Raw genomic sequence first — 21,778 nt, forward strand, 5'->3', positions numbered from 1 at the left:
CTACCGCTGGACGAAGACCGCCACGCTGCGCGCCGGTACGGTGAACGTGCCGCTGGACCGGTCGAAGGCAGCGGTACGCAGCACCGGGTCGGCCGAGGAGCGCAGCACCGGATGCAGCGTCACGTCCGCCCCGCGCAGCCCGGTCACCCGCTGGGTGGCGGCCTGCGGGGTGGCGTTGAAGACGACCGTCATGGACTTCCACTTCCCGCCGAGCCCACGGGCGTCGAGGGTCATGGTGAGCACCCCCGGGGTCTCGTCCGCACCGGACAGCGGGAAGGCGACCCGCCGCTGCACCTGCTTCGCGGTGGGCAGCCCGAAGACCGGCGACGAGGCCCGGATCCGCAGCAGCTCGGCGTAGCGGGCGTCGGTCAGCTCGACCGCCGCGCAGTCCGGCACCAACTTCGGGTCGGCCAGCAACGGCTTCGCGTACGGCCACTTGTCCCGGTTGTCCTCGGCCGGGGGCAACCCGATACCGAAGCCGTTGCCGTCGGCGCAGTCCCACCGGATCTGGTTGAACCAGTCCCCCGAGTTGTACGAGTTGCGGTCCAGCGACTTCGACCGCAGCCGCTCCGTGCCGGTGGTGACGAAGCCCGTGCCCTGACCCATCACCACGGTGCTCAGCGCCAGCACCTGCATCCGGGCCCGATCCGTCGCCGAGGTGGTCTGCGGCAGCTTGTACGCCAGCGCGTCGTACAGGATCTCGTTGTCGTGCGCGTCGACGTAGGTGACCGCCTCCCCGGGCGCGGCGGTGTAGCCGGCCGGCGAGCCGTTGTAGTCCACGTCGGCGCCGGTGACCTGCCGACCCGCCGAGTCGACGAACCGGTAGCCGCGCAGGTTGCCGGTCAGCCCCACCTTCACCAGGTCGTGCTGGAGCAGCAGCCGGGCCCGCTGCTCGGCGGTCGAGCCGTTGACCGGGTCGCCGTTGGGGTCGGTGAACAGCCCGGAGGCGAAGCCCTGCCGGCGTGGGTTGTCGTCGAACGGGCCGCCGCCGCGTACCGCGTCGCGCAGCCGGTCGTTGAACGTGCCGATCCCGGTACCGGCCATGTTGGCCTGGGTGGCCTGCACGAATCGGGCGTCGTCGGCCACCTCGCCGAAGTTCCAACCCTCGCCGTAGAGCAGGATGTTCTTTCCGTCCACCCCGTCCCGGGCCACCGTCAGCTTGTCCAGCGCCTTGCGTACGGCCAGGATGTTCGCCTTCGGGTGGTGGCCCATCAGGTCGAAGCGGAACCCGTCGACCTTGTACGCCTTCGCCCAGGTGACCAGCGAGTCCACCACCAGCTTGCCCATCATGGCGTGCTCCGGTGCGGTGTTCGCGCAGCAGGTGGAGGTGGCCACCGTGCCGTCGTCGAGCAGCCGGTGGTAGTAGCCGGGCACGATCTGGTCCAGCACCGACTTCGGGTCGGTGCCGGCGGCCGAGGTGTGGTTGTAGACCACGTCCATGACCACCCGCAGGCCGGCGTCGTTGACCCCGGCCACCATCTGCCGGAACTCGGTGGTGCGTCGGGCGCCCTGCGGGTCGACCGCGTACCCGCCTTCGGGGACGGTGTAGTGCAGCGGGTCGTACCCCCAGTTGTAGCCGTCGGTCTCCCGCACCGCGGCGACGCACTCCTGCTGCCGCTCCGAGTCCGGTGGCAGGGCGGCCAGGTCACAGTCCGGCTGTCGCTGGTCGGCCCGGCGTTCGGGAATGGTGGCGAAGTCGAACGCCGGCAGCAGGTGCAGGTGGGTCACCCCGGCGTCGCTCATCGCCTTCAGGTGGCGCATGCCGGCGGTGGCCGGGTCGGTGAAGGCGAGGAAGGTGCCCCGCCGCTGCGGCGGCACGGTGTCGTCGGCGACGGAGAAGTCCCGCACCGACAGCTCGGAGATCTGCACCTTGGCCGGGGGCACCGCGGCCGGCTTACGCAGCCGCGCCCAGCCTGCCGGGGCGAGTCTCGGGTCGGCCAGGTCGACGATCTGGCTGTGCGTGGAGTCCGCCGCCAGCGCCACCGAGTACGGGTCGGTGACCGAGGCGGTGACCAGCTGCTGGGTGGCCGGCTGCCACGCCTGCACCCGGTAGCGGTAGTACTTGCCGCTCCAGGACCGCTGTCCGCGTACCGACCAGACGCCGGTGCGGTCATCGCGGCGCATCGCCACCGGCCGCGCGGTCGCCGTCGGCGAGTCGTACAGCTCCAGCGACACCGTCCGGGCCGTGGGTGCCCAGACCGACAGGGTCGGTACGCCACCGGCGAACGTGGCACCGAGTCGGGCGGCGGTGGCCGACGCGTACACGTCGTCGAGCGCACCCGGGATCTGCACGCCGGTGGCACCGAGCAGGGTGCCGTCGGCGGCCCGCTCGGTCACCAGCAACTGCCCGCGCAGCGCCGCCGGCACCTTGGCCAGGTCCCGCCGGTCCAGAGTGAAGGCCCGGTGATCCCACAGGTGCGGGAAGGCCGCGCGCTGGGCCTCGGTGAGCCCGTTGGGCCGCGCGGTCAACGGTAGCGACCGGTACGTCCCGACCAACTCGCCGTCCACCACGCTCACGCCGCCGGTCGGCGCGGTCACCAGCGCGTACGCCCGACCGTCGGTGGGGCCGGTGCGCCAGGCGACGGTGGACCGGTCGATCCAGTGCGCCCGCTGCCTGGTGATGTCGTTGTCCGTGCTGCCGCCGGTGGCCGTCGCCGGCAGTAGCCGGCCCGGTGTCGCGGCGAGCAACCAGACCTCGCGGCCGGCGTCGGCGAAGTCGAGCCGCTGGTCCTGCGGCAGATCCTTCTCGTCGCCGCGATGGACGATGTAGCTGAGCCCGGTCGCGCCCTCGGCCAGCGGCACCCGGAACTCCGCGCCGAAGGAGTCGACCCGGGTCGGCGGCATCGGCTTCGCCCAGTCGGTGGGGGTGGCGGCGCCGTCCCACAGGTGCAGGCCCCAGCCGTCGTAGTCGCCGTCGGGGCGGTGGTAGTGGATGACCGCCACGCCCTCCTCGACCGGCGGGGCGGGTTCGCCCGCGGCCTCCTCCCGGGTCTGGTACGTCGCCGGGTCGCCCTGCTTGACCCAGACCTCGCCGGTGCGGGTCACGTCGACGGTCCGGTCGTTGTCGACGTCCTTGTTGCCGTCGGCGTCGACCACCAGGCAACCGACGGTCTTCGCGCCGGGCTTGAGCTTCACCCAGGCGAACCGTCCGTACGCGTCGGTGCCCGCGAACGGCTGTCCCTGCGGCCATTCGGTGGCGTACTCCGGGTCGATGTCACCCCAGGCGTACAGTCCCCAGTCGGCGTAGTCGCCGTCGGGGCGCTGGTGGTGGACCACCAGCCAGTCCCGGGACGAGCCGGGCAGGTCCGGGGTGCCGACGGTGGTGGTGGAGCGGGCGGCGGCGGTGCGGCCCCGACCGTCGCGGACCACCGCCTTGTACTCGATCCTGGTGCCGGCGGCCAGCCCGGTCAGGTCGTGGTGCACGGTGTAGGGCGCGCGCTGGGCGGAGCCGAGCAGCGTCCACTTGCCGCCGGCCACCCGGGCGGCCATCGCGACGCGCGCCAGCGGGTCGCCGGTCACCTGGGCGGTCACCTCGGCCCGGGTGGCCGGTGCCCCGGCGGGAGCGGTGATGGTGATACCGGGCCTGGCGTCGGGCAGCGCGACCGGCGTGCCGGCCCGGTGCACCACCGCCGACAGGGGCGGCACGGTCAGGGTCAGCTTCCCGTCGCCCGCGGCCACCGGTCGGGCGGTGGCGCCGTGGATGCCGGTGAAGGTGGCACCGGCCGACCAGGTGTCCACAGTGACGGTCTGCGCGCTGGTGGCGTTGTTGACCGCGACCAGGTACTCGGTGCGGTCGTCCGGGTCGAACCGGGAGAAGGCGAAGACGCCGGGTCCGTCGGCCGCGTACCGGGTGACCTGCACGCCGTCGCGCAAGGCCGGGTGGGCCTGGCGCAACCGGCCCAGCTCAGCGATGGTGCGGTAGAGCGGGTGCGTCGGGTCGAACTGGTCGACCGCGTGGGTGCGGTCGGTGCCGAGCAGGTCGTCGTCGAGGTAGTCCGGGGTGCGCGAGGCGAACATCGGTTGCCGGGCGTCCTTGTCCCCGCCGGCGCCGGTGAAGCCCTGCTCGTCACCGGAGTAGATCACCGGCTGGCCCCGGGTGAGGAACATCAGCTCGTGGGCGAGCTGGTCCCGACGGAGGTGGCTGGCCGGGTCGGTGGGCCCGTTGGCGATGAACGAGCCGATCCGGCCCATGTCGTGGTTGCCGAGGAAGGTGGTGAGTCGCCCGGCGTGGGTGTCCCGGGCGGCGTAGAGGTCGTCGCGGGCGTACAGGTCGGCCAGCGCCCGGGCCGATCCGTCGTTCGCGGTGTAGCCGCGCGCGGCCTCCTGGAAGCCGAAGTCCAACGTGGCGGGCAGCCCACCCTGTCGCACGTAGCTGGAGGCGATCTCCGGGTCCGCGCTGTACACCTCGCCGAACATGAAGAAGTCCCGCTTGCCGGCGCGGGCCGCCGCCTGCTGCACCCCCTGGCTGAACTGTGGCCAGAAGTCCATGTTGACGTGCTTGACCGTGTCCAGCCGGAAGCCGTCGACACCGGTGGCCCGCACCCAGTCAGCGTAGATCTTCGTCATGCCACGGACCACCTCGGGCCGCTCGGTCCACAGGTCGTCGAGGCCGAAGAAGTCGCCGTACTCGCTGTTCTCTCCGGCGAAGGTGGAGTCACCACGGTTGTGGTACATGGTGGGGTCGTTCAACCATGACGGGACCTTGACCTTCGCGTCGGCCCGGGTCTCGAAGGTCGGGGTGTACGGGAACGAGTCGCCGTCGACCTTCGGGAAGTCGCGGCTGCCGTCGGCGTAGTTGCGGTCCTCGAACGGTCGGCCCTGCGCGTCGCGGTAGGGTGCGGTCGCCTTGTCGACGTAGGTGTACGTGTCCTCCTCGTAGGCGATGACGTCGGCGGTGTGGTTGACGATGACGTCGAGGTAGACCTTGATGCCGCGCCGGTGCGCGAGCTGGACCAGCTTCTTCAGGTCCGCGGGGCTGCCGAAGTGCGGGTCGACCTGGGTGAAGTCGGTGATCCAGTAGCCGTGGTAGCCGGCCGACACGTCGTCGCCCTCGCCCTGCACCGGTCGGTTCTTGAAGACCGGGGCGAGCCAGATGGCGGTGGTGCCCAGCCCGTCGATGTAGTCGAGTCGCTCGGTGAGTCCCTTGAGGTCGCCGCCCTGGTAGAACCCCTTGTCCGTGGGGTCGTACCCGGTGCGCAGCCGGTCGCCGGCCAGGCCGCCGCGGTCGTTGCGCGGGTCGCCGTTGGCGAACCGGTCCGGCAGTACGAAGTAGAACTGCTCGGCCTTCGCCTGGTTGCGGCCGGCCGCGAGCAGGGCCGTGGCGGAGGGTTCCCGGTGCCAGGTGACGGCGCCGGTGGCGCTCGGTGCCCCGATGCCGGCGGACCGTCCGGTCGCGGCGGCGGGGGTCACCGCGACGGGCGTGCCGACCAGGGTGACGGTGAGCAGGAAGACGAGGGCGAGCAGGATTTTTCGCGGTGTCGGCGGGGGTTTCATCGACGGCCTTCCTCTGGTCGCTGATTGGCCCGCACGCTAGCCCTTGCCGAAAGATTCTGCAATACCTTGCAAACAGACCCGCAACAAAGCAGACACTTGCGCAAGACGGGAACGTGACCCGTGCGCGTGGGCTAACGACGGCTGCGGCAGGTGCGCCCGGAGACGCTGCAGCTCGCCGGACGGAAATCGGCCGACTCGATGTGGAAGCGCAGGTACACCGACGACCAGGCGTCCAGGTCCGGCCCGCTGCGGTAGGTCAACGTCCCGCCGGTACCGCTGAACGTCCCCTGCGGCACGCCTTCCAGCCAGGCGGTCACCACCCGCCCGCCCGGATAGTCCACCCGCGCCACCCAGCCCAGGTCGCGGGGAGAGGTGTTGCGGATCGACACCTCGGCGATGAAGCCGCCATGGAACGTGTGCAAGACCCGGTAGCGGGCGTCGATCGGCGCGGGCGACGGTGCCGGTGACACCGTCGTACGGGAGGGTGCCACCGATGGCGGTGCGGAGGTCGTACGGGAGGCGCTGGGGGTCGGGCTCGGTGGATCGGTCCGGCGCGGGGACAGCCCCGGCACCGCGAGCGACGGTGGTGTCGACACCTCCCGACCTGACGAGGAGGCCCGTTCGGGTATCGGCGCGGCGGCGACCGGTGGCTGTCCCGGTGGCCCCGGCTGGAAGTCCGGCCCGGGACCCCGGTACGCGCCGACCGCGATGACGAGCAGCACCACCATGATGACGACCCCGACCGACACCAGGATCCACGGCGAGGAAGCCACGGCGGCGGAGCCGTGCGGCGGGAACTGACGGGGAGCGCGACGCGTACCGGACATGTCTCTCCTCAGCGGGCAGCCCGGCAAGCGTAACGATCTTCAGCCGCGCCGGAAAGTGCCCGACGAATCATGAACTGTCCTAACCCATCCCACAGCCGGAACCATTAACCGTGCACTGTGTCGGGTACTCCCCGCCCCCGGTACGGGTGAACCGCAGTTGCACCGACTGCTGGGCGCCGGCGGCGAGCTGACCGGTGCCGCTGAGCAGGTACCAGCCGCTGCCCCTGATGGTGACCGAGACCCCCGGGCCGCTGGAGGCGCGGACGCCGGTGACGCCGCCGGCGAAGCGCAACTCCACCTGCCAGTCGTCCGACCGGCTGGTGCCGTTGCGGACCATCAACTGCGCCTCGAAGTGGTCCGCGTCGCTGTCCTGCACCAGGTAGCTGGCGGTGACCGTCCCGCCCTCGTCGGCCGGCACCGCCGGCGCCGACGCACTCGGCGACCGGCTGGCGTCCGGCCGGGTGGCCGCTCCGGTACGCGACGGGGCGGTCGACGGCTCCGGCGACCCGGACCGGGTGGGTGAGCCGGTCGGGCCCGCCGAGGCCGTCGCCGGGGCCGAGGCGGACGGACCGGTCGAGGCGGTCGACGGTGCCGTGGCCGTCGACTCGCCGCCCGGCCCGGCTGTCGGCAGGCTCATCGGCGGGCCCGGCGACCAGGCCGACGGACGTTCGGGGCCACGGAACGCCAACAGCGCCACCACCAGCAGCACCGCCAGGACCGCGACGCCGACCAGCACCACCACCCAGGGCGCGGAGGCGATCATCCTGGACAGTGCGTTTCCACCGGGCGCGTCACCATCGCCGGTGGCGTCGCCGTGCCGGTCACCGGTGCCGTCGTCGTGCCGGTCACCGGTGCCGTCGTCGTGCCGGTCACCGGTGCCGGCACGGCTGTCGTCGCCGTACCCGTCACCGGTGGCATCGTCGTTGGCGTCATCACCGGACGGCCGCACTGACATTGAGGTCCCCACTCGTCGTCGCCGACGGGCCAGCCTAGTCACGCCGACCCGGGGCGCGGAACGGGCAGGCGCCGAAGCCGTCCGACCCGGCCGACGGACCGGACGCATCGACGTCGCGTACCTGGCCGGTCGGGGGGCGGCCACGGTCGTCCCGGCGGCTCAGCCCGTCCGCACGACGGTGCAGATGGCCAACCCCTGCTCGGTGCTGCGCAGCAGGTAGCGGTACCGTTCGCCGGGCACCTGCCGGCCCTGACTGTCCAGGAACTCCCACCGCACCGCCACCTCCACGAGCAGCGCGGAAATCTGCTGCACCTGCTCGATGTCGGCGTGCGCGGCGACCAGTTCGCGCTCGGTGTAGTCCGGCGCGGCACCCACGAAGGACAGCGCCACGGCGGCCGGGGAGTTGAACGAGAAGCTGTAGGTGTCGGCCACCACCAGCCCGGGCAGGGCGTAACAGCCGGCGATCGCCGGCACGTCACCGACGGTCAGCGCCACCCCGTACCGGTCGAAGAAGTCGGTGAGCAGGTCGAGATCGGTGGAAGCAGTCACGTCGCAAGCAATTGCCGCAGCGCGGCTCGCCGAAACCTCAACGCGGCGGGATCCGCACCTCGATCTCGCTGCCCAGCCGGGCACCACCGTGCAGGCCCAGGTCGTCCCCGCTCCAGAACCGGCCCGGGTCGTACCAGCTCGGTCGCCGCCCGACCGGCAGCAGACCCATCGCCTCGTAGGTGACCGCGACGACCTCGGCACAGTACGCGGTCTCCAGCGCCAGGTCCCGCGCCGCCGGGCCGCGCCGCCGCGTCGCCGGCAGCGGCAACCGCGGTGACGGCACCCGGCCCCGCAACCACCGCCAGGCCAACTGGGCGGTGGACGGAAACGGTGTGCCGTCCAGCCGGGCGATGGTCCGCAGCACCGACCGCTCCATCTCCGCGTCCGCCGGCGGCTCGAGCTGGCGCAGCCAGCCACGCTGGCCGTACCGGTTGCCCCAGACGCAGACCGCGTCGCGCAGGTCGTGCAGCTGCACACCACGTTGGTGGGTGCCGGTCCACAGGTCCGGCAGCGACCGGCCCAGCTCGGCATGCCACATCAGTGGCGGCATGTCGTCCAGCACCACCGCCATGCCGACGTGGTTGACCGGGCTGTTGGTGGTCAACTGGATGGCTCGGTCGGGCACGCTGCGGCCACGGAAGACCCACAGATCGCCGGTACGGGTCAGCTCCACCGCCTCGTCCAGGCTGATGCTCATAGGGGACTACCCTAAGCCGATGCGGCAACGGATGCGGTGGTGGAAGGTCCTCGGGTTGGCCGGACTGGCCGGTGTCGCGGCCTCCGGCGTGGTGATCGCCCGGGCGGAACGACGGCGGCGCGCGTACACCCCGGAGGAGATCCGGGCCCGGCTGCGCGACCGGCACGCGGAGGCCAGCTCGGCCGCCCCGGCCGACGAGGACGGCTGAGGCGTCCCTCAGTCCACGTCGACGTGGTTGCGGTCCCAGCGACCGCCGACCGGTTGGGTGTCCAGCCGCAGCGCTCCCTCGGTGTTGCCGGCGAGGTCGTTGTCCTCGACCCGGCAGGAGACACACGCACCCTGATCGCTGATCCAGATGCCGTAACTCTGCGTCGGGTCGTCGCGGTTGTCCCAGATCCGGTTGCCGCGCAACGTTGCGGACTCGAGGTGGGCGTTCACGGTGATACCGGCCCGTACCGGTGCCGCCGCCGGCAGTTCGTAGCGCGCACCGGGTGGCGGCACGTCCTCGTTCCAGGCGATCGCCGCGTCCGGTCGCAGGTCGGCCAGTTCCAGCTCCATCTCGGTGTTGCCGACCACGAGGGCCAGTCGAGACCCCACCCGGAGCAGCTTGCCGCGGTGCCCGTCGATCGACCACGCCGCCGCCCGGTCGGACACGGCACGCCGGCCGTACCGCACCGACTCCCCGGAGCCGGTGGCCGCCGGGGCGCACTGCCGCCCGTTGCTCCGGATCCGGTTGTTCGTCACCGTCGCGTCGACCATCGGCCGATCCACCCGGATCCCGTCCAGACCGTTGTCCCAGAACTCGTTGTTGTCGATCACCACGTCCGAGGCCGGGCCCTCATAGCCGTTGCCCAGGCTGTGCTGGTGGTATCCGTACCAGCCGTTGCCGCTGATCCGATTGCCCCGGATCGTGTACGACCCCGGGGTGTTGCCCATGCTGATCCCGTCGCGGACATTGCGGTCGATCACGCAGTCGGTGAGAATGCCACCCCGACCGGCGATGCCGGCCGTGCCGTTGGCGGAGATGTCGAAGCCGGCCTCCAGGTTCCCGGTGATCGTGCAGGCCGAGACGATCAGGCCGTCGGCGCCCCAGTCCGAGATGCCGAATCGGTTGGCCTGGCTGTGACAGCCGATGATGCGGTAGCCGCGCGGCGGCGTCCAGTACGGCTTCTGCAGTTCGAGGAAGATCCCGTTGGTGCCGTTGCCCAGGGTGGTGCAGTTGCTGATGGTGCAACGCTCCACCGCACCCCAGCCGCCGATGCCGATGCCGATGCCCGCGCCGCCCATCTCCTCACCGGTGTCCAACCGTCCGCACCCGACCACCACCACCCCGTCGATCAGGCTGTCCTGCAGGAAGTCGCAACCGAGGCCGGTGGCGCCGGTGTGGTGGATGTAGAGATTGCGGAAGACACCCCGCACCACGTACTGCAGGCCGAGCCCCTTGGCCAGATAGCTGTACTCGGCCATGGCCACGCCGGAGCCGTCGATCTCGAAGTCGGCGAAGGTGCAGTCGGCGATGTGCCGGTCCCGGTCGGCACCGTGCTGCACGGTGGTCCAGAAGGCCAGTGGTGTCGGGTCTGCCCGGTTGCCTTCGTTGCTGAGCACGAACCGGGTGGCACCGGGCCCCGCACCGATCAGTGACACTCCGCTGCGCCAGATCGTGCCCGCGTCCCGGATCGAGTAGATCCCGGGCGGGCAGTAGATGACCCGCGCCCGGGAGTCGGCGGCGTATCCCTCACCCAGGCGGTCGACCAGAGCAGACAGCGCCGGCTGGTCGTTGGTGACCCCGTCGCCCCGAAGTCCGAAATCAAGCGCGTCGCACCACAGCGGCGCACCGGCGACCGGTGAAAGGCGCTCACGGATGGCGGTGGACCGGTCCTGCTGCCGCACGGCCTCTCCCCTCGGTCGTGACCTGCTGCCCGGCCGCCGCTTCCCCCTTCCCCCGCCCGAGAAACGCCCCACCACCCCTGCCCTGCCCTGCCCACCGCGAGCCTCGGCTCGCGCAGGCGGGGCCCGCCGACCGGGCGACAATCGACCCGATGTCCGGTATGACACACTTTGCGGTGACCCGGCTCACGTCCCCGGCGGAATCGGGGGCCCGGTCCGGTGGTTGTACATGGCGTAACCACGAGCGCCCCCCGAGCGCCGCCCCCGGCGGGTCGGAATGACCCCCCGCCGTCGGGCGTTACATCCCCCGGGCACCGCCAGGGCAGCCGGCCTCCCCGCGAGGTCCCGGAATGCACCCGGCCCACCCGGCGTTACATCCCCCGGGACACCGCCAGGGCAGCCGCCTCCCCCGCGAGGATCCCCCGGAATGACCCCGGCCCACCCGGCGTTACACCCCGGCGGACATCACGTCCCCGGCATCCACGCCGAACCCAGCGCGTAGCAAGCGTTCTCCCCTTTCCGCACGGCCCACCCGCATCCCCCACGCGGGCACCGCCGCGCGCACCCCCGACCGAAAGGTGCGAATCATGGCTACCACCATCCTGCGCAAGACCGCCCTGACCATCGCCGCTGCCGCCGCCACCGCCGGAGGCATCGCCGGCCCCGCCGTCGCCGCCCACGCCACCCCGGGTGTCCAGGCGAGCGCCGTGCAGGCCGACCGCAAGCCCGCCGGCGAACGCGAACTCGGCGTCCGCTACGAAGCCCAGCCCAACTTCTACTACTGCGGCCCCGCCGCCGCCCGCAACGCCCTGAGCGTGCAGGGCAAGAACATCGACGTCGACACCATGGCCAAGGAGATGCGCACCACCGAGGCCGGCACCAACTCGATCAACGACATCACCCCCGTCCTGAACAAGGAGACCGGCAAGGACGTCTACAAGTCGGTCGAGATCACCACCCCCAAGGCTGACGACAAGCAGACCGACAAGCTGCGCGACGACATCGTCACCACCATCGACGACGGCCGTGCGGTGGTCGCCAACATCGCCGGCACCGCCACCGACACCGACGGCACCCCGCACAGCTTCGAGGGCGGCCACTACATCAGCGTCGTCGGCTACCGCGACGGCGGCGACACCGTCACCATCGCCGACTCCGCCGACCCCACCCAGGCCTCCTACCGAATGAGCATCGACGCCCTCGCCGACTGGATCGCCACCCGCGGCTACACCGCCACCTCCTGACCACAACGCACCACCACGAAGGGCCGACCCCACCCGGGGCCGGCCCTTCGTCGTCTCTCCCCGAACCACCCCGGGGTCCGACAACATCGGGGATGTTGCTCCCTCGCCGTGGCGTGACACAGCAACATCCCCGATGTTGTCGCCTCCGGTTGCCCGGGGTGCCAGCCCGCGGCTCTCAGCCAGGCGGTGAGGGTGTCGAGATCGGGCCGCAGCAGGCACCGCCCGTCCACCCAGTGACACCGGGTTGCACGAATAGCAAGACGGACGTACGGTTTTGTTGACGGCAGGAATCGGCGGTAAGTGTTGCCTAAGCACGGCAGCGCTCCGGCCGGTGCGAAAGACTGCTCAGGACTACTCACGGTCGCTGGTGTGAAGGAGTACGACGTGGCGAGCCTCGACACCTTCGGTGCGAAGACCCAGCTACGCGTCGGAGACGCGAGCTACGAGATTTTCAAGATCAGTAAGGTGGAGGGCCAGGAACGGCTCCCCTACAGCCTGAAGATCCTGCTGGAGAACCTGCTGCGGACCGAGGACGGCGCGAACATCACCGCCGAGCACATCCGTCAGCTCGGTGCGTGGGACCCGAGCGCGGACCCGAACGTCGAGATCCAGTTCACCCCGGCCCGGGTGCTGATGCAGGACTTCACCGGCGTACCGTGCGTGGTCGACCTGGCCACCATGCGTGAGGCCGTCCGCGAGCTGGGTGGTGACCCGACCAAGGTGAACCCGCTCGCCCCCGCCGAGCTGGTCATCGACCACTCGGTCATCGCCGACCTGTTCGGCCGCGAGGACGCCTTCGAGCGCAACGTCGAGCTGGAGTACGCGCGCAACAAGGAGCGCTACCAGTTCCTGCGCTGGGGCCAGAGCGCGTTCAACGAGTTCAAGGTGGTCCCGCCGGGCACCGGCATCGTGCACCAGGTCAACATCGAGTACCTGGCGCGCACCGTGATGGAGCGCGGCGGCCAGGCGTACCCGGACACGGTCGTCGGCACCGACTCGCACACCACCATGGTCAACGGCCTGGGTGTGCTGGGCTGGGGCGTCGGCGGCATCGAGGCCGAGGCCGCCATGCTCGGCCAGCCGGTCAGCATGCTGATCCCGCGGGTCGTCGGTTTCAAGCTCTCCGGCGAGATGCCGGCCGGCACCACCGCCACCGACCTGGTGCTGACCATCACCGAGATGCTGCGCAAGCACGGCGTGGTCGGCAAGTTCGTCGAGTTCTACGGCCCCGGCGTGGGCGCGGTGCCGCTGGCCAACCGGGCCACCATCGGCAACATGTCCCCGGAGTACGGCTCCACCGTCGCGATCTTCCCGATCGACGCCGAGACCGTCCGCTACCTGGAGTTGACCGGCCGTGACCCGCAGCAGGTCGCCCTGGTCGAGGCGTACGCCAAGGAGCAGGGCCTCTGGCACGACCCGGACCACGAGCCGGTCTACTCCGAGCAGTTGGAACTCGACCTGGGCACCATCGAGCCCTCGCTCGCCGGACCGAAGCGCCCGCAGGACCGGGTGCCGCTCGGCAACGCCAAGACCCTGTTCCGCTCGGCGCTCACCGACTACGTGTCCGCCGACGAGACCGGCGGCGACCCGGGCCGCAAGCCGGGCGTCCCGCAGCAGGAGCAGCCGTACGGCGTGACCGGCCACGCCGACGAGGCCAGCGCCGAGTCCTTTCCGGCCAGCGACTCCCCGGCCAACGGCATCGACGACCCGGCCGACGCGCCCCGCGACCTGGTGAACGCCGCTGTGGGTTCGGGCGGCCGGGCCAGCAACCCGATCCGGGTCACCGGCGCCGACGGCACCGAGTTCGAGCTGGACCACGGTGCCGTGGTGATCGCCGCGATCACCTCCTGCACCAACACCTCCAACCCGCAGGTGATGATCGGTGCGGCGCTGCTCGCCCGCAACGCCGTCGACAAGGGCCTGAACCGCAAGCCGTGGGTGAAGACCACCCTCGCGCCGGGCTCCAAGGTCGTCATGGACTACTACGAGCGGGCCGGTCTCACCCCGTACCTGGAGAAGCTCGGCTTCCACCTGGTCGGCTACGGCTGCACCACCTGCATCGGCAACTCCGGCCCGCTGCCGGAGGAGATCTCCGCCGGGGTGAACGAGGCCGACCTCGCCGTCGTCTCGGTGCTCTCCGGCAACCGCAACTTCGAGGGCCGGATCAACCCGGACGTGAAGATGAACTACCTGGCGTCCCCGCCGCTGGTGGTGGCGTACGCCCTGGCCGGCACGATGGACATCGACCTGGCCAACGAGCCGCTCGGTGAGGACAGCGAGGGCAACCCGGTCTTCCTGCGCGACATCTGGCCGAGCACCGCCGAGATCCAGGACGTGATCGCCTCCGCGATCGGTGCCACCGGTTTCAGCTCCGCGTACGCCGACGTCTTCGCCGGTGACGAGCGCTGGCAGTCCCTGCCGACCCCGACCGGGGACACCTTCGCCTGGGACGGCGACTCCACCTACGTCCGCAAGCCCCCGTACTTCGAGGGCATGCGGCAGCAACCGGAGCCGGTGACCGACATCGCCGGTGCCCGGGTGCTGGCCAAGCTCGGCGACTCGGTGACCACCGACCACATCTCGCCGGCCGGCTCCATCAAGGCCGACTCCCCGGCCGGGCAGTACCTCGCCGAGCACGGCGTGCCGCGCCACGAGTTCAACTCCTACGGTTCCCGCCGGGGCAACCACGAGGTGATGATCCGGGGCACCTTCGCCAACATCCGGCTGCGTAACCAGTTGGTTCCCGGGGTGGAGGGCGGCTTCACGGTCAACCACCTGACCGGGGAGCAGACCTCGATCTACGACGCCTCCATGGCGTACCAGGAGGCGGGGGTGCCGCTGGTCATCCTGGCCGGCAAGGAGTACGGATCCGGCTCGTCGCGGGACTGGGCGGCCAAGGGCACCATGCTGCTCGGGGTGCAGGCCGTCATCGCCGAGTCCTACGAGCGGATCCACCGCTCCAACCTGATCGGCATGGGCGTGCTGCCGTTGCAGTTCCCCGCCGGGGAGAACGCCGAGTCGCTGGGGCTGACCGGCACCGAGACGTTCTCCATCTCCGGGGTCACCGCCCTCAACGACGGCGACACCCCGCGCACGGTGAAGGTCACCACCGACGGCGGGGTGGAGTTCGACGCGGTGGTGCGGATCGACACCCCCGGTGAGGCGGACTACTACCGGCACGGCGGCATCCTGCAGTACGTGCTGCGCCGCATGATCGCCAGCTGACCGCGATGCCGTGAGGGCTCCCACCCCGACGGGGTGGGAGCCCTCGGTGCTGCGGGGTCCGTCAGTCGGTGCGACGGGCCGCCCGGATCTTCATGGCGTGCTCCACGAGCATGATGAGCACCTCCTTGACCGACTCCCGCTGCCGGGCGTCGCACAGCAGCACCGGCACCTCGGAGTCGAGGTTCAGCGCCGCCTGCACCTCGTCGAGCCGATACCGGCGGGCCCCCTCGAAGCAGTTGACCGCGACGAGGAACGGTGTTCCCCGACCCTCGAAGTAGTCGATGGAGGGGAAGCAGTCGGCCAGCCGACGAGTGTCGGCCAGTACCACCGCGCCGATCGCCCCGAGGGCCAACTCGTCCCAGACGAACCAGAACCGGTCCTGACCCGGGGTGCCGAACAGGTACAGCACCAGGTCGTCGCTGATGGTGATCCGACCGAAGTCCATCGCGACGGTGGTGGTCCGCTTCGTCTCGACGCCTTCCAGGTCGTCGATGCCCACACCGGATTCGGTCAGCACCTCCTCGGTCCGCAGCGGACGCGTCTCACTCACCGCACCGACCAGGGTGGTCTTACCCGCCCCGAACCCGCCGGCGATCAGAATCTTGATCGCGGTGGGCAGCGTGGCCGCGTCCGCCGGCCGGTCAGAGTGCCCGTGTTCCATTGACAACCGCCTCGAAGATGCTGGGTAGGGTTACTGCTCCCCGCCGGTCTGCTCGGCTGAGCGGGGCGGTGACGCGACGTACTTGCCGACCCGGGTGACCAGCATGGCCATCTCGTACGCGATCAGACCGACGTCGGCGTCCGCACTGGCCAGCACCGCCAGGCAGGCGTTGCGGCCGGCGGCTGTGACGAACAGGAACGACGACTGCATCTCGATGATCGTCTGCTGCACCTGTCCGCCACCGAACCGCTTGCCGGCGCCACGGGCCAGGCTCTGGATGCCGGCGGCCATCGCCGCCAGATGCTCGCCGTCGTCGCGGCTGAGCCCCTGCGAGGAGGCCATCAGCAGACCGTCGGCGGACAACGCGACCGCGTGCTCGGCCTGCTTGACCCGGCCTACCAGATCGTCCAGCAACCACGTCAGGTCGGCACTCGAAGCCGTCTTCTGCCCCACTTCGTCGTCCCTCTTCTCCTCCGGCTCATCACCGGCTCACTTGGGCCTGACCGTTCTCCCCGGGCTCACCGGGCAGCGCACCTCGGTCAGGTCTCCTGTTGATCGGCGTCGTCGGACTCATCGTCGGGTCCGGGCCGACCGCCAGCACCGAGCAGCCGGGCGGCGTCGGAGCGTCCCCGCCGGGTGCCGGTCTGGTACGAACTCATCATGCGCCGGACCTGCTCCGGCTCCCGGATCGTGTCGTCGCCCTCCGCCACCGCCTCGGGCTCGGCTCGCAACGCCGGTGCCAGGCTCGCCTGCCGTACCCGGACCGGCAGGCCCGACTCGGTGCGGGTCAGCCCGATCCCGCTGGCCGTGAGGTGGCCCGGCTCGGTTGGCTGACCGGCAGGGTCGGCACCGGCGCTCGGCCCGGGATTCGCCGACCGGCGCGGCTGCCAGGGCGAGCCGTGGACGGACGCGGTGGTGACCGGCAGTCCGGTCGGGACCGTCGGTCCGTTCAACGCCGCGGATTGGGCCGGCCCGCCCCGGGGTTCGGTCGACGGCCCGGATCCGTCGGCGCCGGTCGCCGACGCCTTCCCCGGCACGCTCGGCTCGCTCTCGTCCCCGATGATCAGGTCGCTCGGGATCAACACCACGGCGGTCGTCCCGCCGTACGCCGACTCCCTGAGCCGGACCCGCACGCCGTGCCGGGTGGCCAACCGGCTCACCACGTAGAGACCCAGCCGGGACGCGTCGCCGTGGGTCAGCTCACCACCGTCTCCGATCCGGTGGTTGGCGGCGGCGCGGTCCGCCTCGGTCATGCCCGGACCGCGGTCCTCGATCTCGACGGCGAAGCCGTTGGCGACCGGTTGACCACGGACCTCGACGCTTGTGTGCGGCGGTGAGAAGGTGACTCCGTTCTCGATCAGCTCGGCGAGCAGGTGGATGACCGCACCGACGGCCGGCCCGGCCAGCGAGACATCGGCGATCTCGCGCACCGTGACGCGGGGGTAGTCCTCGACCTCACCGACCGCGCCCCGGACCACGTCCACCATCGGGACGCCGCGGCGCCAGGCCCGGCCGGGGGTGGCGCCGCCGAGGGTGATCAGGTTCTCCGTGTGGCGCCGCGCCCGGGTGGCCAGGTGGTCGACGCGGAACAGGTCTTCCAGTTCCTCGGCGTCGTGCTCGCGCCGCTCCATCGCGTCGAGCAGGGTGAGCTGGTGGTGCACCAGGGCCTGGGTACGCCGGGCCAGGCCCAGGAACACCTCGCCTGCGGCCCGACGCAGCTCGGCCTGCTCGACGGCGGTGCGGACGGCGGTCTGCCGCACCACGTCCAGGGCCCGGCCGACCTGGCCGATCTCGTCGTCGCCGAGGCGCAGCGGCGGTGCCTCCTCGGCGATGTCCACCTGCTCACCGCGCCCGAGCCGCTCGGCAACGCGCGGCAACCGTTCGTCGGCGAACTGGAGCGCCGCGTCGCGCAGTCGGTGCCACCGCCGCGCCCGAGCCCGTGCCGTGGTGATCGAGACGACCACCGCGGCGATGACCACGAGCAGACCGAGGCCTGTGGCGAGGACCAGTCGGACGATGACGCCGATCGCGACCGGGGTGGCGTTGCTAACGACGTCGTCCCCACCGGCCAGCACCATGTCACCGATCTCGATCAGCGCCGCAGCCGTGACATTCGACCAGTCCGAGGTCGAGAACGGCGGTCGGGCGGTGCCGGTGCCGTTCATGATCCGGGTTTCCAGATCGGCCAGCCGCCGGAAGCTCGTCCCGGTGACCAGTTGTTCGTAGCGGCGCTGGTCGGCATCGGGCAGCCGGACGACCGCCTGCTCGGCGAGGAACTGCCGGGCACCGACGATCCGGGTGAACTCGGCCCGCTCGGCCGGGGTTATCCGGCCGGCGGCGAGCACGCCGGCCAGCAGAGCGTCCTCCTGGGACAGCAGTTCCCGAGCCTGGTTGAGCCGGATCAGTTGGGTGGTGTCGTCGGCGATCTGGTCGTCGTCGACATTGCCGAGTTCGTCGTACACCTCGTAGAACGACTCGATCAGCTCGGTGAACGCCGTCCCGGTGACGCCGCGGCCGATGTTGCGTCCGTCGACGGCGGCACGCGTGTCGGGTAACGCGGCCAGTTGCCGCTTCGACTCGGCGAGGCGGTCGTGCAGCGCGTCGCTGCCGAGCAGGCCGACCTGCCAGTGGTCGCTCGACTCGACGTACTCGGCGGCCAACTGGTCGGTGCGCGCGCGCAACCGGGTCAGCTCGTCCAACGTCGTCTCGTTCGGCCGTCCGAGGTAGACCAGCGAGGTGCGCCGTTCCAGTTGCAACTGCAGCAGCAGCGGCTCGGTGGGGTCGAAGACCCGCACGTCGAGTGCCCGCATACCGAGCAGGTCGACTCCATCGCGGACGGTGACCCAGGCAGTGAAGCCCCACAGCGCCACAAGCGCGGCCAGCAGGGCCACCACCTTGGTACGCAGACTCCTACTGCGGGAACCCATTACACCGTCCCTGGCCCTGAGCTAGTTGACCGGTCAGTCAGGAGTGAGGCACACAGCACACCGACCCCGGCGCAACCTAACAACGTCACCGGATCAACTCAAGCGCTCGTGATCATGCCGTGGTCGACCTGGTGCGGTGTCCCGGAACGCGCACCGGACCGCGCCGGGCAACCGGCACCGCCGCCCGTACGCTGAGCTGCGTCGCGCGGGCGCCGGGGCCCCTCGGCCCGCCCGTCGGGGACCGGGTGATCTACGTCATGTCCGTCCGACCCGACCCGGACCGCGCGGGCCGAGACGACTGGCCACCGCCCGTCGCGAGGACGGGCTCGCCGGCGCCAGCGAGCCCGTCCGTGGGATTCGCCGACGGGAATGCGGGCCCTGGTCGGCCCCGCTGTGCCAGGCTCAGGGACATGGACGACAAGACCATCCTGAGCCGGATCTCGGATCTGGTCGACGAGGAGCACCGGCTGCGCGCACAGGCGCAGGAACACGAGACGGGCACCGACGACGAGGCCCGCGCCCGGCTACGCGAGCTGGAGGAATCCCTCGACCAGTGCTGGGACCTGCTGCGCCGCCGCCGCGCCGCTCGGCAGGCCCACGGCGATCCGGAGGCCCAGGGCGCCCGCCCCGTGCCCGAGGTCGAACGGTATCTGCAGTGAGCGCCGCGTACCCGCACCTCGCCGCCCGGTCGGCGGCGCCCGCCACCCGGTCCGGCTCGGTCGGGCTCCGGTAACCGTGACGGGCTCCGGGCGGCGGTGACCGCCCGGAGCCCGCTGGTCAGGCCAGACCGGCCTCGCGGCACAGCACCTCGGTCAGCACCGTCGGGTCCACGAGATCCGCCGGCAGGCCCCGGGCGGCGAACCAGGTGGCGACGATGCGAACGTCGCGGGCGAGGAACTCCCGCCCCTGCGGGTTGGCCACGACGTCGACCACCTGCGGCAGGTCGATCAGCGCCAACCGTCCCGCGTGCACCAGCAGGTTGTACGGCGACAGGTCACCGTGCGCGTAGCCGGCCCGGGCCAGGACGACAAGCGCGTCGACCAACTGCCCCCACAGGTCACGCAGATCGGCCGGCGACGGGCGCAGTTCGGCCAGCCGGGGTGCGGCCGTTCCCTCCTCAGGGTCGCCGAGGAACTCCAGCATCAGCTCGGTGCCGCGCAGCTGTACCGGGTACGGCACGGTGACCGTGCCGTAGCGCTCACCGATCTCCCAGAGCCGGCTGAGGGCGGCGAACTCCGCCGCCGCCCACTGACCGGCGATCATCTGCCGGCCGAACGCGGTCCGGCCGGTCATCGCCCGCATCTCACGCGAGCGGCGCACCCGGCGCCCTTCGAGGTATCCCGCGTCCCGGTGAAACAGCCGGTGCCGAGGATCCCGGTAGCGTTTCGCCGCCAGCAGGCAGAAGCGGTCGGTGCCGGGAAGGCCCCGGCGCACCAGGTGGACGTCGGCCTCCTTGCCGGTCTTGAGCACACCGAGTTCGGTGTCCTTCGCGGCCAGCTCGGTGACCAGCCAGTGCGGGTGCGGTTGCGGACCGTGCACGGCGTCGTCCCAGGAGGACCACGTCTCGTCGGTCTCCGGGTCAGGCTCGTCGGGGTCGGTCGGAGCGGGGCCGGTCGGTCGGCCGCGCTTCAGGAAGTGCGGTTCGTCGTCGTCGAAGCGGCGGCGGCCGCGGGTCCGGCGCTCGGGCGCCGGGAAGTCGTGATCGCGCATGGTGCGGGTGATCCCTTGGTCGAGTTGTCAGGAGGCAGGAAGTGACCTGCGAAGACGGCCATGACCGACCTCCTTCCCTCGTCCGGGCGCACGCCCGGGTCGCACGCTGCGCGGACCATGCTCGTCGGCGGTACCCGCCTGGTCAACCGAATTAGTCAGGCACCCATGATCTCGGCGATGGCGGCGATCACGGTGTCCACCGTCGCGGTGGGCGCGAAGCGGGCGTCGGTCCAGGGCCGCCCCCGGTGCAGCCAGATGCTGGGCAGGCCGACGGCGGTGGCTCCGCCGATGTCCGCCTCCGGACCGTCCCCGACCACCCAGGCGCCGCGCAGCGGCATTCTGGCCCGCTGCGCGGCCAGCGCGAAGATGCGGGGGTTGGGCTTGCTGACCCCGGCCTCCTCGGAGATCACCCAGTCGGCGATGTACCGGTCCAACCCGGTGCGGCGGATCTTGGTGTCCTGCTGCCGAACCGCGCCGTTGGTCACCACCACCGGCATCCAGCCGGCGTCGTCGGCGATCCGCAGGGCACACGCCACCAGCGGATCCAGCCGGGTGAACTCGACGACTCCGTCGTGCAGTTCCTCCACCAGGTCGATGGAGGGGATCCGCAACCGGTAGCGGTCCCGGATCGCGTCCGCCACGTCCCAGCGGTCCGTCAACCCGTCGGCGTCGATGGACAGCAGCCACTCGATGTCGTGCGGTGGCGCTCCGATGCCGTCGAGGAAGCGCTGCGCCCAGGTGCGGAACGGCCCGGCCCGATCGAGCAGGGTGTTGTCCAGGTCCAGCAGGAGCAGCGGCACTCGGGCACCTTACGGGAATCGGGTGCCTCGCCGACAGGGCGGAAGGTTACGCGGTGGTGTCGGTCGGGAACCGTCGCCGTCCGCGGCCTGCCAGAGAACCAAGCCGTACGTACGGTTTGCGTCAGCAAGGGGGAGCTGACACGATCGACACGTGCCCAGAGTAAGCCAGGACCAGCTCGACGCCCGCCGACAGGAGATCCTCGCCGCCGCGCGGGCCTGCTTCGCCCGGCACGGCTACGAGGGCGCGACCGTGCGCCGGCTGGAGGAGGCCACCGGCCTCTCCCGCGGCGCCATCTTCCACCACTTCCGGGACAAGGACTCGCTCTTCCTGGCCGTCGCCGAGGACGACGCCGCCACGATGGTGGAGACCGTGGCCCGCAACGGACTGGTCCAGGTGATGCGGGACCTGCTCGCCCGGGCGGTCTCCCCGGACACCACCGGATGGCTGGGCAGCCAACTGGAGGTGTCGCGACGGCTGCGTACCGACCCCACCTTCGCCACCCGGTGGGCGCAGCGGTCGGCCGCCATCGCCGAGGCGACCCGGGACCGGCTGGCCCGTCAACGTGAGGCCGGCGTACTCCGCGAGGACATTCCCATCGACGTGCTGGCCCGTTTTCTCGAACTCGCCTACGACGGCTTGGTGCTCCACCTGGCCATGGGCCGACCCGCCGGTGACCTGGGCGCGGTGCTCGACCTGGTCGAGGAAGCGGTACGCCGGCGCTGACCTCGGCAGGTAACGAGAAGATAACTCGACCCTCCGGGCAGCCGGAGGCTGGCGTCGCCGCTCCACAATGAAGCCGCGT

16 protein-coding genes are annotated in these 21,778 nt (G+C 71.3%); 5 read left to right on the top strand and 11 right to left on the bottom strand.

What is annotated here, in order from left to right; translation table 11 throughout:
- From pulA to O7597_RS01150, 5 genes are all read right to left on the bottom strand, one after another.
- Nucleotides 1-5,493 carry a pullulanase-type alpha-1,6-glucosidase gene (pulA, locus tag O7597_RS01130; protein WP_281581798.1) on the bottom strand — a complete coding sequence of 1,831 codons (5,493 nt, stop codon included), beginning with the start codon at nt 5,491-5,493 and terminating at the stop codon, nt 1-3.
- Nucleotides 5,494-5,624: 131 nt separating this feature from the next.
- A complete protein-coding gene (locus O7597_RS01135; RefSeq protein ID WP_281581799.1) occupies nt 5,625-6,320 on the bottom strand; it encodes a cellulose-binding protein in 696 nt (231 codons plus the stop codon).
- 79 nt (nt 6,321-6,399) lie between these two features.
- The gene (locus O7597_RS01140; protein WP_269742495.1) at nt 6,400-7,275 is read right to left on the bottom strand and encodes a hypothetical protein; all 876 of its coding nucleotides are present in this window, start codon (nt 7,273-7,275) and stop codon (nt 6,400-6,402) included.
- A gap of 159 nt (nt 7,276-7,434) precedes the next feature.
- Nucleotides 7,435-7,824, bottom strand: coding sequence for a hypothetical protein (locus tag O7597_RS01145; RefSeq protein WP_164448257.1), 390 nt, complete (start codon nt 7,822-7,824; stop codon nt 7,435-7,437).
- Nucleotides 7,825-7,861: 37 nt separating this feature from the next.
- Nucleotides 7,862-8,521 (bottom strand): hypothetical protein, encoded by a 660-nt coding sequence (locus tag O7597_RS01150; RefSeq protein WP_269742496.1) that lies wholly within the window; start codon nt 8,519-8,521, stop codon nt 7,862-7,864.
- A 19-nt stretch (nt 8,522-8,540) separates the two neighbouring features.
- On the opposite strand from O7597_RS01150, the gene O7597_RS01155 reads away from it, so the two are divergent.
- Nucleotides 8,541-8,729, top strand: coding sequence for a hypothetical protein (locus O7597_RS01155; protein WP_269742497.1), 189 nt, complete (start codon nt 8,541-8,543; stop codon nt 8,727-8,729).
- An 8-nt stretch (nt 8,730-8,737) separates the two neighbouring features.
- Here O7597_RS01155 and O7597_RS01160 read toward each other — a convergent pair whose 3' ends face one another.
- Complete coding sequence (locus tag O7597_RS01160; RefSeq protein WP_281581800.1) at nt 8,738-10,411, bottom strand: right-handed parallel beta-helix repeat-containing protein; 1,674 nt, start codon at nt 10,409-10,411, stop codon at nt 8,738-8,740.
- A gap of 584 nt (nt 10,412-10,995) precedes the next feature.
- Here O7597_RS01160 and O7597_RS01165 point away from each other — a divergent pair.
- A complete protein-coding gene (locus O7597_RS01165) occupies nt 10,996-11,652 on the top strand; it encodes a C39 family peptidase (protein WP_281581801.1) in 657 nt (218 codons plus the stop codon).
- A gap of 369 nt (nt 11,653-12,021) precedes the next feature.
- The gene (locus O7597_RS01170) at nt 12,022-14,877 is read left to right on the top strand and encodes an aconitate hydratase (RefSeq protein WP_269742500.1); all 2,856 of its coding nucleotides are present in this window, start codon (nt 12,022-12,024) and stop codon (nt 14,875-14,877) included.
- A 61-nt stretch (nt 14,878-14,938) separates the two neighbouring features.
- Here the strand turns inward: O7597_RS01170 and O7597_RS01175 are convergent, their stop codons facing one another.
- The 3 genes from O7597_RS01175 to O7597_RS01185 form a co-directional block, all read right to left on the bottom strand.
- Complete coding sequence (locus O7597_RS01175) at nt 14,939-15,538, bottom strand: ATP/GTP-binding protein (protein WP_269742501.1); 600 nt, start codon at nt 15,536-15,538, stop codon at nt 14,939-14,941.
- 30 nt (nt 15,539-15,568) lie between these two features.
- Entirely contained in the window at nt 15,569-15,991 is a 423-nt protein-coding gene (locus O7597_RS01180; RefSeq protein WP_269742502.1) for a roadblock/LC7 domain-containing protein, read from the bottom strand.
- Nucleotides 15,992-16,077: 86 nt separating this feature from the next.
- The gene (locus O7597_RS01185) at nt 16,078-18,465 is read right to left on the bottom strand and encodes a nitrate- and nitrite sensing domain-containing protein (RefSeq protein ID WP_281581802.1); all 2,388 of its coding nucleotides are present in this window, start codon (nt 18,463-18,465) and stop codon (nt 16,078-16,080) included.
- A 410-nt stretch (nt 18,466-18,875) separates the two neighbouring features.
- Between O7597_RS01185 and O7597_RS01190 the strand changes: the two genes are divergently transcribed.
- On the top strand, nt 18,876-19,124 hold the full coding sequence (locus O7597_RS01190; RefSeq protein WP_269742504.1) for a DUF2630 family protein: 249 nt from the start codon (nt 18,876-18,878) through the stop codon (nt 19,122-19,124).
- A 118-nt stretch (nt 19,125-19,242) separates the two neighbouring features.
- On the opposite strand, the gene O7597_RS01195 is transcribed toward O7597_RS01190, so the two are convergent.
- Entirely contained in the window at nt 19,243-20,175 is a 933-nt protein-coding gene (locus O7597_RS01195; RefSeq protein WP_269742505.1) for an RIO1 family regulatory kinase/ATPase, read from the bottom strand.
- Nucleotides 20,176-20,330: 155 nt separating this feature from the next.
- A complete protein-coding gene (locus O7597_RS01200; protein ID WP_164448269.1) occupies nt 20,331-20,975 on the bottom strand; it encodes an HAD family hydrolase in 645 nt (214 codons plus the stop codon).
- 151 nt (nt 20,976-21,126) lie between these two features.
- Between O7597_RS01200 and O7597_RS01205 the strand changes: the two genes are divergently transcribed.
- Complete coding sequence (locus O7597_RS01205; protein WP_093401424.1) at nt 21,127-21,699, top strand: TetR/AcrR family transcriptional regulator; 573 nt, start codon at nt 21,127-21,129, stop codon at nt 21,697-21,699.
- Nucleotides 21,700-21,778 lie beyond the last annotated feature (79 nt).

This window comes from Verrucosispora sp. WMMC514, from assembly GCF_027497295.1.
GTDB lineage: Bacteria > Actinomycetota > Actinomycetes > Mycobacteriales > Micromonosporaceae > Micromonospora > Micromonospora palythoicola.